At 70.0% G+C, this 13,011-nt stretch carries 10 protein-coding genes; 6 read left to right on the forward strand and 4 right to left on the reverse strand.

Annotation, left to right across the window (positions count from 1 at the left end):
- The coding region (locus tag AC08ON_RS07640; protein WP_476616694.1) for an HAD family hydrolase at positions 1-497 on the forward strand (497 nt) is incomplete at its 5' end.
- 41 nt (positions 498-538) lie between these two features.
- Here AC08ON_RS07640 and AC08ON_RS07645 read toward each other — a convergent pair.
- From AC08ON_RS07645 to AC08ON_RS07655, 3 genes are all read right to left on the reverse strand, one after another.
- Positions 539-3,070, reverse strand: coding sequence for an ABC transporter permease (locus AC08ON_RS07645; RefSeq protein ID WP_476607066.1), 2,532 nt, complete (start codon positions 3,068-3,070; stop codon positions 539-541).
- 4 nt (positions 3,071-3,074) lie between these two features.
- On the reverse strand, positions 3,075-4,382 hold the full coding sequence (locus AC08ON_RS07650) for an ABC transporter ATP-binding protein (RefSeq protein WP_476607067.1): 1,308 nt from the start codon (positions 4,380-4,382) through the stop codon (positions 3,075-3,077).
- A 349-nt stretch (positions 4,383-4,731) separates the two neighbouring features.
- Entirely contained in the window at positions 4,732-5,643 is a 912-nt protein-coding gene (locus AC08ON_RS07655) for a RecB family exonuclease (protein WP_476607068.1), read from the reverse strand.
- 85 nt (positions 5,644-5,728) lie between these two features.
- On the opposite strand from AC08ON_RS07655, the gene AC08ON_RS07660 reads away from it, so the two are divergent.
- Both AC08ON_RS07660 and AC08ON_RS07665 read left to right on the forward strand, forming a co-directional pair.
- Positions 5,729-6,931, forward strand: coding sequence for a site-2 protease family protein (locus AC08ON_RS07660; RefSeq protein WP_476607069.1), 1,203 nt, complete (start codon positions 5,729-5,731; stop codon positions 6,929-6,931).
- Between the two features lie 44 nt (positions 6,932-6,975).
- Positions 6,976-7,944, forward strand: coding sequence for a tRNA (adenine-N1)-methyltransferase (locus AC08ON_RS07665; protein ID WP_476607073.1), 969 nt, complete (start codon positions 6,976-6,978; stop codon positions 7,942-7,944).
- A 93-nt stretch (positions 7,945-8,037) separates the two neighbouring features.
- Here the strand turns inward: AC08ON_RS07665 and AC08ON_RS07670 are convergent, their stop codons facing one another.
- Complete coding sequence (locus AC08ON_RS07670; protein WP_011437028.1) at positions 8,038-8,361, reverse strand: ferredoxin; 324 nt, start codon at positions 8,359-8,361, stop codon at positions 8,038-8,040.
- A gap of 119 nt (positions 8,362-8,480) precedes the next feature.
- On the opposite strand from AC08ON_RS07670, the gene arc reads away from it, so the two are divergent.
- The 3 genes from arc to AC08ON_RS07685 all read left to right on the forward strand — a co-directional run bounded on the left by arc (position 8,481) and on the right by AC08ON_RS07685 (position 12,555).
- Positions 8,481-10,289, forward strand: a complete 1,809-nt coding sequence (arc, locus tag AC08ON_RS07675) for a proteasome ATPase (RefSeq protein WP_476607070.1) — start codon at positions 8,481-8,483, stop codon at positions 10,287-10,289.
- A gap of 347 nt (positions 10,290-10,636) precedes the next feature.
- Positions 10,637-12,154 carry a depupylase/deamidase Dop gene (gene dop, locus AC08ON_RS07680; RefSeq protein ID WP_476607071.1) on the forward strand — a complete coding sequence of 506 codons (1,518 nt, stop codon included), beginning with the start codon at positions 10,637-10,639 and terminating at the stop codon, positions 12,152-12,154.
- A 182-nt stretch (positions 12,155-12,336) separates the two neighbouring features.
- Positions 12,337-12,555, forward strand: coding sequence for a ubiquitin-like protein Pup (locus AC08ON_RS07685; protein WP_011437025.1), 219 nt, complete (start codon positions 12,337-12,339; stop codon positions 12,553-12,555).
- Positions 12,556-13,011 lie beyond the last annotated feature (456 nt).

Raw genomic sequence — 13,011 nt, forward strand, 5'->3', positions numbered from 1 at the left:
CGGCGGGTGTCCCGACCGCGCTGGTTTCCTCGTCCTTCCGCGACCTGATGGAGCCGGTGCTGCACGTCGTCGGTGACGAGTTCTTCGCCGTGACGGTCGCCGGCGATGAGGTCACTCGCCGCAAACCGGACCCGGAGCCCTACCTGACCGCCGCCCGGGTGCTCGGCGTCGACCCGGTTCGCTGCGTCGTCTTGGAGGACAGCCCGTCGGGAGCGCGCGCCGGGGTGGCGGCCGGGTGCGCGACCATCATGATCCCGTCCATGCCGGATCTGCTCGACCTGGCCGCTTCGGGGGCTTCGGGGGCCTCGGGCGTCGCGGCTCGCGGCGAGCCGGTGCCCGCCGGGCTCGCGGCGCTCCTGGCGAGCCTGCACGACGTCACCCCGGACCTCATGGAGTCCCTCACCACCCCCCGCCTCAGCCCGCCCCTTCGCCCCAGCCGTCCTGGATGCGAGGTTGGGGGAGTAAGGCACGGTTTTGGGGGCGAAGACCGGGCGTAGATCCCCCGAACGGAGTCGGAGCGGGTGTGGGGTTGGGTGGGTCAGACGGCGGAGATGGCGCGCAGGACGTCCATGCGAGCGGCGCGCCGGGCGGGGAAGACAGCGGTGAGCACGCCGAGGATCGCCCCGGTGAGGACCACGAGCAGGATCGTCCGTACCGGGTAGGCGAACATGCTGATTCCCAGGGAGGCCAGCGCCTTCGTCAGCGCCCAGCCGAAGATGCTCCCGACGACGACGCCAAGCACGGCTCCGAAGACCGAGATGATCACTGATTCAAGGATGACCATCAGCCTCATCTGCGACCGCGTCATGCCGACCGCACGCAGCAGACCGATCTCCCGGGTCCGTTCGATTACCGAGAGCGCCAGGGTATTGACGATGCCGAACAGTGCGATGATGACCGCCAGGGCCAGCAGCACGTAGATGAACCCGAGCAGCTGGTCGACCTGCTTCTCCTGCTGTGCGACGAACTCGGACTGGTCCCGGACCTCCACCGTGGCGAACGACTTGACCACCGTGGCGATCTCGGCCCGGACCATCGCCGGGTCCGCCCCGCTCGCCCTCTTCACCAGGACGAACAGGTCGAGGTCATCGGTGGAGTGCCGGGCGAACTCGCTTGTGGAGATGATCCACTTTCCGGCCACCTGGCTCTTCTTGTAGGTGCCCACCAGAGTCAGCTCCGCGCGGCCGTCGGCGAAGGTGACCGGGACCTTCTGCCCCACCCGTAGCTGGTGGTCCGCGGCGGTGGAGTCCTCGGCCAGGATCGTGCCGTCGCCGAGGGCGTGGACGTCACCGGTCACCTCCTTGATGGCCAGCATCTTGACCAGGCCCGCTGGGTCGCCGGCCAGCACCTGGGAGCTCTGCCCGGAGATCTTCACCAGGCCGCCCCGAAGACCCGTGGCGATCTCGATGCCGGGCTTGCCGGCCAGCTCGCGAGCCACCTCACCGCTGAATCCCTGCCCGAAGTTCTGCGGGGTCAGGTAGAAGTCGGCACCGAGGCTGTTCGACACTGTCTCCCGCACCGACTCCTTGATCGACTGCCCGAGCACGGAGAAGGCGCTCACCAGGGCGAGTCCGATCATCAACGCGGAGGCGGTGGAGGCGGTCCGGCGCGGGTTGCGCATCGCGTTCTCCCGGCCGAGTCGGCCGGTGGCCCCGAACATCCTCGCCAACGGTGCGCCGAGGACCCGGGTGATCGGTCCGGACAGCAGCGGTGAGAGGGTGGCGACGCCGAGGAAGATCCCCGCCGCGCCCACCCCGACGGCGGTGGCTCCCGGCTTGCCCGCCGAGGCGGTGCCGAGGATCAGCAGGACAATGCCGAGCGCGGTGAGCACCGACCCGGCGATCGCCCGGGAGCGCAGCGAGCGGGTCGGCAGCACGTAGGTCTCCCGCATCGCCGCGATCGGTGGCACCGACGCGGCCTTGCGGGCCGGCACGAACGCCGCCGCGGCGGTGATGAGCACGCCGACGGCGTAGGCGATCACGACGGTGCGGGGGCGGAAGACCAGCGCACCGCTGGGCAGCGCCACGCCGAACACACCGACGGCGGCGCGCAGCAGCAGCGCGAGCCCCGCGCCGGACACCAGGCCGACAGTGGCCCCGGCGAAGCCGACCAGTGCCGCTTCGACCTGCAGGGACACCTGGACCTGACGTTTGCTCGCCCCGATTGCTCGCAGCAGGGCCAGCTCCCGCACCCGTTGGGCGACGAGCATCGTGAAGGTGTTGAAGATGATGAAGGCGCCGACGAAGACCGAGATGGCGGCGAAGATCAGCAGAAAGGTGGAGAAGCCGCTGACGGCGTTCTGCACAGCGCTGGCGCTCTCGCCCGCCAACTGCCTGCCGGTGATCGCCTCGACACCCGGTGGGAGGGCGGCGGCGACCCGGGCTCGTAGCTCCTCCTGGGTCAGGCCGGGCCCGGCGGCCAGGTGGATCGCGCTGAACCGGTCGGGCGCGAGCAGGACCCGCTGGGCGGTGGCGGTGTCGAACGCGGTGACGGCGGCGCCCCCTAGACTGTCCTGACCGCCGATCCGGAAGGTGCCGACCAGGGTGTACCGCGCGGGCGGACCCTTGGTCTGCACCGAGATCTTTGCCCCGAGCGACAGATGGAGCTTCTTCGCGGTCGCCCGGTCGACGACGATCTCTCCGGGGCCGGGCGGGCGACCCTCGGCGATCTCCTCCGCCGAGGTGGGCTGACCCCCGGTCCAGTTGATACCGATCCCCGGCGCACCGTTGGTGTTCGAGGGCTTGCCGGTGGCCGGGTTGACGAGGACGGCCTGGCCGTTGACCTTGCCGACCGCCACCCGCACCCCGTCCACTCCGGCGGCGGTGGAGACGAGCGAGGCCGGCAGCGGAGGGCGGCCGACGTCGCTCGTCGGGTCGATCGCGTTGACCGAGCGCACGGCGACGCTGACGTTCTTGTTGATGTCGGCGAAGAGGGTGTCGAACGTCCGGTTGAGGGTGTCGGTCAGGACCAGGGTCCCGGTCACGAAGCTCACCCCGGCGACGACCGCCAGCATGGAGAGCACCAGCCGGACCTTGCGGGCCAGCAGACTCTTGAGGGTGGCGCGCAGCATCGGCTCAGGCCCAGCCCGCCGGCTCCGTGCCGTCCGGGTGGTAACTGTCCCCCCCGCCGTCGACATGGCCGGGGTCGGTGAGCGGAGGCCCGCCGCCAGGCCTCGGCACCGGCCGGTGGTGGGAGCGGCCGGAGTAGTACTCCTCGCCGTGGCGCGTGCCGCCGACCCGCCTTGACGCCGGCTGCCCACCGGCGTCGGGCCCGAGGTCCGGGGCGGGGATCGCCTCGAACTGGCCGGTGCGCCGCTCCGGGTAGTGGCCCTGGTAGGGATCGTGCTCGTCTCGCCCGTAGGTCGGCTGGTCCGGGTAGGCCTGGTCCGGGTAGGCGTAGTCGTCGTAGTCACCGGCAGGCCCGTAGCGACCGTCGGTGTCGTTATGGTCGTCCCGGTCGTCGGCGATCTCGCCGTCGGCCGCCAAGCCGCCCGCGGCGGCGTCGAGGTGCTTCATCCGGTCCAGCACCTCCTCCGCGGTCGGGTTCGCGATCGCGTCGACGAGTCGACCGTCGGCAAGGAAGATCACTTCATCCGAGTAGGATGCCGCCGTCGCGTCGTGGGTGACCATGACGATCGTCTGCCCGAGTTCGGAGACCGAGTCACGCAGGAACGACAGCACCTCGGCTCCCGACCGGGAGTCAAGGTTGCCGGTCGGCTCGTCGGCGAAGATGATCTCCGGTCGGGTGACCAGGGCCCGCGCACAGGCGACCCGTTGCTGCTGACCGCCCGAGAGTTCGCTCGGCCGGTGCTTCAACCGCGGTGCGAGACCGACCGCGTCGATGACGGTGCGCATCCAGGCCCGATCCGGCGAACGCCCGGCGATGCTCAACGGCAGCGTGATGTTCTCGGCCGCGGTCAGCGTGGGCAGCAGGTTGAACTGCTGGAAGATGAACCCGATGCGGTCGCGACGCAACCGGGTCAGTTGCTTGTCGGACAGCCGGGACAGGTCCACGTTGCCGATGAAGACCCGTCCCCGGGTGACCGTGTCCAACCCGGCTAGGCAGTGCATCAGCGTCGACTTCCCCGACCCGGACGGCCCCATGATCGCGGTGAATCGGCCGCGGGGGAAGGCCAGGTCGATCTCGCGCAGTGCCGTGACGGTGGTGTCACCGGAGCCGTAGACCTTCGTCAGCCTGGCGGCGTGGGCCGCGGGTGCGGCGTCCGGTCCGTCTTCTCGCCGGCCGCCCGGGTGCTCGGGAACCCGGCCGTCACGGCCGGCACCGTACTCGCCGGGCCGCGACCCGCGGTCCTCTCGGCCGGGCGGGCTGCCCGCGACCGCGCCCCGCTTCCCGCCTCGGGACGATCCGGTCCGTCGGGCCATCGTGATGTCCTCTCCCTCGCGGCGCGCCGTGTCCCTCTCGACACGGTCCCTCTCGACACGTCGTGCCTGCCCTGCCTGCGCTCGGCCCCGACTGACCTGGGACGGCTGTTCGGCTACCGTGGTCGATCTCCCCAACGACCGAACGATGATCGGCATCTCGCCGTCGCCGACTGTACCGCCGGCAGTATTGAAGGTCCGACCAATATTACTTTTGGTGATCGGGCGATATGGCATGCCTCCGAGGACGCCCGGTGGAGCCACCGCCGCCGGCGAGCTGAGGAGGCCGGCACCGTAAACGGGCTGTCCGCGGGGAACGGGGTCCGGACGGGGTCCGGCCTGAAGACCGCCATCAGCCGTCCGCCTCGCAGACGGTGGGGGCGGTCTCGTCGAGCGGCACCGCGGATGTCTGCTGCGGTAGCGGTGGTGGGGTGCCGCCGAAGGCTGGGCATCGAGCCTGATGGTCGCACCAGGAACACAGTCTGTTCGGGGTGGCGCGCCAGTCCCCGGTGCGGTGCGCGCGGTCGATCGCCGCCCACAGGGCCTCGATCCGTCGCTCGGCGGCCCGCAGGTCGGCCTCGTCGGGGGTGGCCCGCAGCCAGGTGCGGTCACCGAGGTAGTACAGCCGCAGCTCGCGCGGGATCACCCCACGGATCCGCCAGAGCAGCAGGGCGTAGAACTTCATCTGGAACATCGCCGAGCTCTCGAACGCCGGGCCGGGCGAGCGGCCGGTCTTGTAGTCGACCACCCGCAGGGCGGGTCCCTGCGCCGTGGTCGCCTCGTCAAGCCGGTCCAGGTAGCCCCGCAGCCGCAGGCCGGAGTCGAGCACGTGCTCGATGTACAGCTCGCGGGCCACCGGCGCCAGCCGTGACGGATCCTCCAGCGCGAAGTATCCGGCGAGCAGTTCGCGGGCCGACTCCAACCACGCCGCCAGTTCGTCGCGGCCACCGAACAGCGCCTCGACCGCCGGCTCGCGGGCGCGCACCGTATCCCAGGCCGGCTCGACCAGCTCCCGCGCGGCCTGCAGGGTACGCCGGGACGCCGGGAGATCGAACAGCTTCTCCAGGACCGCGTGCACCACGGTCCCGCGGGTCGCGGCCTCGCTCGGCGGCTCGGGGAGCCGGTCGACGACCCGGAACCGGTAGCGCAACGGACAGTTGACGAAGTCCGCCGCCCGCGACGGTGACAGCGAACCGATCAACGGCCGGGGTGCGGCCGACGCCACCGATCCCGGGATGGCAGGAGAGCGCTGCATCGAGGTCATGTCCTGGACCCTAGATCCCCCTACCGACATCTTCGCCACTCGGTCCCGGACGACGGGTCGGGGTATGGTCCGTAGCATCGGATCCATGGCGGATCAGCACGGCGGCGCGGGTTCGAGCGGCGCGGGTTCGAGCGCCCACGGCGGCGCGGGCCCGGCGGGGCAGGCTCCGAGTGAGCGACCCCCCGGCGTGCCGGTCGGGCGGATCCGCGGTGTTCCCATCGTCATCTCGCCGTTCGCCCTCGTCTTCGCCGTCCTCGTCGCCTACCTGCTCTCCGGCTCGATCCGCGACCGGCTGCCGCTGGCGTCCGACGGGCGGATCCTCGCGCTCTCCTCGTTGATCTCTATCGGCTTCCTGGCCTCCCTGCTCGCCCACGAGATCGGTCACGCTCTGACGGCGCTGGCGTTCGGTCACACCGTGCGGTCCGTGACTCTGCACGGCTTCGCCGGGTTCACCGAGTTCGAGCCGGAGCCCCGCAGCGCCGGCCGCGAGTTCCTGATCGCCTTCGTCGGCCCGGCGGTCAACGGGGTGCTGGCCGCCGGCTGTCACCTCGGCCTGCTCGGCCTCGACGACACCAGCGACGCCGCCGCGGTCCTGCACGATCTCGGACTCATCAACGCCGCGTTGTTCCTCTTCAACCTGGCACCGGGCCTCCCGCTGGACGGTGGACGGGTGGTCGTCGCCGCGGTGTGGGGTCTGACGCGCGACAAGCTGCGGGGGCTGCGGGCCGGTGCCTACGGCGGGTTCGTCGTCGCCGCCGGCCTGGTCGTCTGGGGTGCGTCGACCTCCGACGGCATCGGCATGGTGTACACCTATGCTCTGGCGGGCTTCCTCGCGTTCGCGGCCTACCAGTCGCTGCGCGCCGCGCAGGTGCGGGAGCGGCTGCCCGGCCTGTGCGCCGGTCGTCTTGCGCGCCGGACGCTGCCCGTCGAGGGTGCCGTTCCGCTGGCGGAGGCGCTGCGGCGAGCTCAGGAGGTCGGCGCCACCGCCGTCGCGGTGATCGACCGTGACGGCAGCCCCCTGAAGATTATGAATGGCTCCGCGGTCGACGCGCTGCCGGAGCATCGGAGACCCTGGATGACCGTGGATGAAGTGAGTCGGGTGATCTCGCCCGGCATGGTCCTCGACGCCGATCTGGAAGGCGAGGCCCTGCTGGCGGCCGTGCAGCGGGTGCCGGCGTCGGAGTACCTCGTCAAGCAGGCGGGCCGCCCGGTCGGCGTGCTCGCGATGGTGGATCTCGTCGCCCGTATCGATCCGGCCGCCGCCGCCCGCATGGTGGCGTCCCGGTGAGCGCCCCGCCCGACGAGTCGGTGTCCCCGGGGCAGGTGCCGTCCCTGGCCGGCGGTTACGCTCCGCCTCCGACCGGCTCCGCTCATCGCCGAGGCCTGTTCACCAAGGGTGACCGGGTGCAGCTGACTGATCCCAAGGGGCGCCGGCACACCGTCGTCCTCGAACCGGGCAGGCAGTTTCACACCCACCGGGGAGCCGTCGAGCACGACGCCCTGCTCGGCAGGCCGGAGGGGATCGTCGTCACCAGCACGGGTGGTACCGACTACCTGGCGCTGCGCCCGCTGCTCGTCGACTTCGTGCTGTCCATGCCGCGCGGAGCGACCGTGGTGTACCCCAAGGACGCGGCGCAGATCGTCACCTACGCGGACATCTTCCCGGGCGCCCGGGTGCTGGAGGCCGGCGTCGGGTCCGGGGCGCTGGCGTGCTCGCTGCTGCGTGCCATCGGCGACTGCGGGCGTCTGGTCTCCTACGAGCGGCGCGCGGACTTCGCCGAGATTGCCCGGCGCAACATCGAGGCGTTCTTCGGCGGCCCGCATCCCGCCCACACCGTGCTGGTCGGGGAGCTGGCCGAGACGACCGAGCGTGACGTCGACCGGGCCGTCCTCGACATGCTCGCGCCCTGGGAGGTCGTTGACGCCGTCAGCGCGGCGCTGGTGCCCGGCGGGGTGGTCTGTGCCTACGTCGCTACCACCACCCAGCTTTCCCGGATCGTCGAGACGCTACGGGCACACGGCACGTTCACGGAGCCTGCGGCGTGGGAGTCGATGATGCGGGACTGGCACGTCGAGGGTCTGGCCGTGCGGCCTGGCCACCGCATGGTCGGCCACACCGGTTTCCTGGTAACCGCGCGGCGCCTCGCCGAGGGGGTCGCTCCTCTGGTGCGCCGCCGCCGGCCGGCGAAGGGCGCGCCGATCGGGATCGCCCCTGCCCCCGGGACCGCCCCCGAGCCCAGGTCCGAGACCGAGCGGCCCCGGGACGCCGACCCAGGGTCGGCGACGATCCAGCCGATGTGACGTATCCCATGGGGTCCCATGGGGCAGGCCATTCCCATGTGGTCCCATGGGGCAGGCCGTGGTCGCGAGTGTGCCGGCCGGGCGGGCCCATCGTCAGCCGACGGGCCCGCCGGCCTCCAGCGTGCCGTCGGGGCGTTCCACGTAGATGCACGTCCCCGGACACTCGTCGGCCGCGTCGACCACCGCGTCGACGAGCGGCAGCGGCACCGGGACGTAGGCGCCGGGCTGCGTCTGCAGCTCGCCCGCGCTGTCCTTGACGTAGGCCAGACCGTCGACGTCGAACTCGAAGACGGCGGGAGCGAGTTGCGCGCACAGACCGTCGCCGGTGCAGGCATCCTGGTCGACCCGCACCCGCAGGTCTGCCGAAACGCCCGGCTTCGCCGGAGTTGCCACAGGGCTCCGATCTTCTGTCAGCATGGCACTGTAACCCGCTGTTTACGGCAAAGCTGGATCGTCCTTGCCCGACCGGCCTGCCAGCGGCGGTCACAACGGTAGTGTGGGTGCGTCCCGGTCAGCACGGGGGAGGTGGAGGCGCAGTGTCCGGTCCCCGTTCGGGCTCTGGCTCCGATAGGAGCACGGGTCGTCCAGGTGATGCCGAATCACGGCGGTCGGCGTACGAGAAGGAAACACACGAGCTCACGACGCAGGTCGCCTTCCTGGAAGAGGAAGTGGCCATGCTGCGGCGTAAGTTGTCCGAATCGCCCAGGCAGCTCAGGGTGCTGGAGGAACGGCTCGCGGAGATCCAGGCGGAGTTGTCGGCTGTCACGGGACAGAACGACAGGCTCGTCGCGACTCTCCGCGAGGCGCGAGACCAGATCGTCACCCTGAAGGAGGAGGTCGACAGGCTCGCGCAGCCGCCCAGCGGCTACGGGATCTTCGTCTCCTCCTACGACGACGGCACCGTCGACGTGTTCACTCAGGGCAGAAAGCTCCGGGTGACCGTGTCGCCGAGCGTCAACATCAGTGATCTCTTGCCCGGCCAGGAGGTCATGCTCAACGAGGCGCTGAACGTGGTCGAGACGCGCGCGTTCGAGCGGCAGGGTGAGATCGTCCTACTCAAAGAGGTCCTCGAGGGCGGGGACCGGGCGCTGGTGCTCGGTCACACCGACGAGGAGCGGGTGGTCATGCTGGCCCAGCCGCTTCTCGATGGACCGATCCGGTCCGGGGACTCGTTGTTGATCGAGTCCCGTTCCGGCTACGCCTTCGAGCGGATTCCCAAGTCCGAGGTCGAGGAGCTCGTCCTCGAAGAGGTTCCCGACATCGGCTACGAACAGATCGGCGGCCTGAAGAGCCAGATCGAGTCGATCCGGGACTCGGTCGAGCTGCCGTTCCTGTACAAGGAGCTCTACCGGGAGCATCAGCTCAAGCCACCGAAGGGTGTGCTGCTCTACGGCCCGCCCGGCTGCGGCAAGACGCTGATCGCCAAGGCGGTCGCCAATTCGCTGGCCAAGAAGGTCGAGGCGAAGACCGGCGGCCAGGGCACCGGTCGGGCGTTCTTCCTGAATATCAAGGGTCCCGAGTTGCTCAACAAGTTCGTCGGCGAGACCGAGCGGCAGATCCGGCTGGTGTTCCAGCGGGCGCGTGAGAAGGCGTCCGAGGGAATGCCGGTGATCGTGTTCTTCGACGAGATGGACTCGATCTTCCGGACCCGTGGCTCGGGGGTGTCCTCGGACGTGGAGAACACGATCGTCCCGCAGCTGCTCAGCGAGATCGACGGCGTCGAGCAGCTCGAGAACGTCATCGTGATCGGCGCGTCCAACCGCGAGGACATGATTGATCCGGCGATCCTGCGGCCGGGTCGGCTCGACGTGAAGATCAAGGTGGAGCGGCCCGATGCCGAGGCGGCTCGGGACATCTTCGCCAAGTACGTCGTGCCGGAGCTGCCGCTCTACCCGGATGACCTGGCCGAGTTCGGCGGTAACCGGGAGGCGACCGTTCAGGCCATGATCCAGCGCGTGGTCGAGCGGATGTACGCGGAGAGCGAGGAGAACCGTTTCCTCGAGGTGACCTACGCCAACGGCGACAAGGAGGTCCTGTACTTCAAGGACTTCAACTCCGGCGCGATGATCGAGAACATCGTCGCCCGGGCCAAGAAGATGGCGGTCAAGGAGCACATCGAGGGCGGGCAGAAGGGGCTGCGCATGCAGTACCTGCTCGCCGCCTGCATGGACGAGTTCAAGGAGAACGAGGACCTCCCGAACACGACCAACCCGGACGACTGGGCCCGGATCTCCGGGAAGAAGGGCGAGCGGATCGTCTACATCCGCACGCTCGTCACCGGAACGAAGGGTACCGAGGCCGGCCGTTCGATCGACACGATCGCGAACACCGGCCAGTACCTGTAACGGCCGCAGTATTACCTGTAACGGCTGGTATCTGTAAGGGGCTCGGGTCCCGTGTCCCGCCCAACGGCGGGACACGTGCCACCGCCGTGACCCCGGGGTCACTCGGCCCCGGGGTCACAGCGGTGCTCTGGGTGGCATCGCGGCGTTGCGTTGGGCATCGCGGCACTGGCACCCCTGGGTGTATCCTCCCGCCCGCATCCGCGGTGGACGCCGGTCGGTCGGACTACCGTGTCGCCACCGAATTCTGACGATAGGCGTGGCTGCGGACGTGTCATCCCGAGCGGCCCAGAGCAAACAAGGCAGACGTCCGGCTAACCGACCGCCCGTGTAGCACCTACGCTTGCAGAGTGAGCGCGCGTCGGATCATGGGGATCGAGACCGAGTACGGCGTATCGGTGCCCGGTCAGCCGAACACCAATCAGATGTCGGCTTCGTCGTTGGTGGTGAACTCGTATGCCAGTCGAACGTCGGCGCCGGGCAGCCGCGCCCGATGGGACTTCGAGGAGGAGTCACCGCTGCGCGACGCCCGGGGCTTCGAACTGCCCCGCGAGCCGGCGGTCGATCCGAGCGCCCCGGCCAACGAGGACGATCTCGGCTTGGCCAACGTCATCCTGACCAGCGGGGCGCGGCTCTACGTCGATCATGCGCACCCGGAGTTCTCCTCGCCCGAGGTCACCAACCCTCGCGACGCCGTGCTGTGGGACAAGGCCGGGGAGCGGGTGATGGCCGAGGCCGCCCGCCGGGCGTTGTCCGTGCCCGGCTCCAAGCCGGTCTATCTCTACAAGAACAACACCGACAACAAGGGCGTCTCGTACGGATGCCATGAGAACTACCTGATGGCACGGTCGACGCCCTTCGGGGAGATCGTCCGTAACCTCACCCCGTTCTTCGTCTCCCGTCAGGTCGTCTGCGGGGCCGGGCGGGTCGGGATCGGCGTCGACGGCCGGGAGCCGGGGTTCCAGATCAGCCAGCGGGCCGACTTCTTTGAGGTCGAGGTGGGGCTCGAGACCACGCTGAAGCGGCCCATCATCAACACCCGGGACGAGCCGCACGCCGACCCGGAGAAGTACCGCAGGCTGCACGTCATCATCGGCGACGCGAACATGAGCGAGGTCGCCACCTACCTGAAGGTGGGAACGACCTCCCTGGTCCTCTCGATGATCGAGGACGGCTGGTTCACCGCGGACCTGTCGGTGGACGGGCCCGTGGCGGCGCTGCGGGCGATCTCGCACGATCCCTCCCTCAAGCATCTGGTTACTCTGCGCGACGGTCGTCGGATGACCGCGGTGCAGCTGCAGATGGAGTACTTCGAGCAGGCCCGCAAGTACGTCGAGGACCGGTTCGGTGCCGACGTCGACAGCCAGACCGCCGACGTGCTCTCCCGCTGGGAGTCGATCCTCGGCCGCCTCGAGGTCGACCCGATGAGCTGCGTCCGCGAGCTTGACTGGGTCGCGAAGCTGTCGATCCTGGAGGGCTACCGGTCGCGGGACGGCCTGGCCTGGGACTCGCCGCGGCTGGAGCTCGTCGACCTGCAGTACCACGACGTCCGTCCGGACAAGGGCCTCTACAACCGCCTGGTGGCCCGGGGCCGGTTCGATCTCGTCGTCAGCGAGGAGGAGGTCACCCGGGCGATGACCGAGCCTCCTGAGGACACCCGCGCCTTCTTCCGGGGCCGCTGCCTCGCGCTCTACCCGCAGCAGGTCGCCGCTGCGTCCTGGGACTCGGTCATCTTCGACATCGGTCGGGACTCGTTGCAGCGGGTGCCGACGCTGGAGCCGCTGCGCGGCACGAAGGCGCACGTGGGCGAGCTGCTCACCCGCTGCCCCACGGCGAGTGATCTGGTGGACGCGCTCGCCGGCCGCTGAAAGCCGGCGCCGATCCCGGTCGGGAGAGCCGGCGCCGATCCCTGGCAGGAGGTTCACGTTGCGCCCTGGGCGGACGTCGCGACGTAGCGGCCGGTTCGTGATGGAGTGGACCTCTCACCGATCGAACGGATGGTGTCGGTGGGGCGGGATAGTGTCGCGCCAGGCGATCGAAGGAGGGCTTCATGGCCACCAGGGACAGCGGCGGCGGGCAGCAACGCGCGGACCGTCGGGCGGAGGAGATCGACGACGTCGCGACCGAGGACACGAGTGCCTCCGACCTCAAGGAGCGGCACGAGAAGCTGTCCGAGGACGTCGATTCCCTGCTCGATGAGATCGACGACGTCCTGGAGGAGAACGCCGAGGAGTTCGTGAAGGGCTATGTCCAGAAGGGCGGCCAGTAACGGCCGTCTGGTAGCCGGCGGTATCGGGCGCCGTGGATGACGCCCGGCGGTGGTAGCTCTGGCGGGGTCGACGCCGCCGGGTGAGGCCGCGTTCCGCGGGGGTCCGGCGCCGCACCGCCCGTGTGCCCCGGTGCAGGTCGGCGGGCTGCACGCGCGGCCGTGACCGCCTTCCCGGCTGACCCGTTCGACCGGCCTGCCCGCCAGCTTCGGGGGGCGATAGCCCTATGTTGTGCTTCATCTGTAACGTCGGGCCGGGAGCCTCGGGGACGCCCCGGGCGCGCGGCCCACGTGACCGACTATCGGAAGGGGGATGCGTGGCTGATCCATTGGGGGCCGCCGGGCGCCTACCGGCTGTGTTCATGACGCCGGGAACATCGTCGTTCGCCGATTTCCTGTCGCGGTCGGCGCCGCACCTGCTGCCGGGGGCCCGGAGTGGCCTGCCGGGGCCGGTCACCG

It is taken from the genome of Frankia sp. CoWAU3 (assembly GCF_977971855.1).

What these genes read in the sequence shown, in the direction of transcription:
- AC08ON_RS07655 (WP_476607068.1), bottom strand. Translation starts at nt 5,643, where the DNA reads ATGACCTCGATGCAGCGCTCTCCTGCCATCCCGGGATCGGTGGCGTCG.
- AC08ON_RS07650 (WP_476607067.1), bottom strand. Translation starts at nt 4,382, where the DNA reads ATGGCCCGACGGACCGGATCGTCCCGAGGCGGGAAGCGGGGCGCGGTC.
- AC08ON_RS07660 (WP_476607069.1), top strand. Translation starts at nt 5,729, where the DNA reads ATGGCGGATCAGCACGGCGGCGCGGGTTCGAGCGGCGCGGGTTCGAGC.
- AC08ON_RS07645 (WP_476607066.1), bottom strand. Translation starts at nt 3,070, where the DNA reads ATGCTGCGCGCCACCCTCAAGAGTCTGCTGGCCCGCAAGGTCCGGCTG.
- AC08ON_RS07685 (WP_011437025.1), top strand. Translation starts at nt 12,337, where the DNA reads ATGGCCACCAGGGACAGCGGCGGCGGGCAGCAACGCGCGGACCGTCGG.
- AC08ON_RS07670 (WP_011437028.1), bottom strand. Translation starts at nt 8,361, where the DNA reads ATGCTGACAGAAGATCGGAGCCCTGTGGCAACTCCGGCGAAGCCGGGC.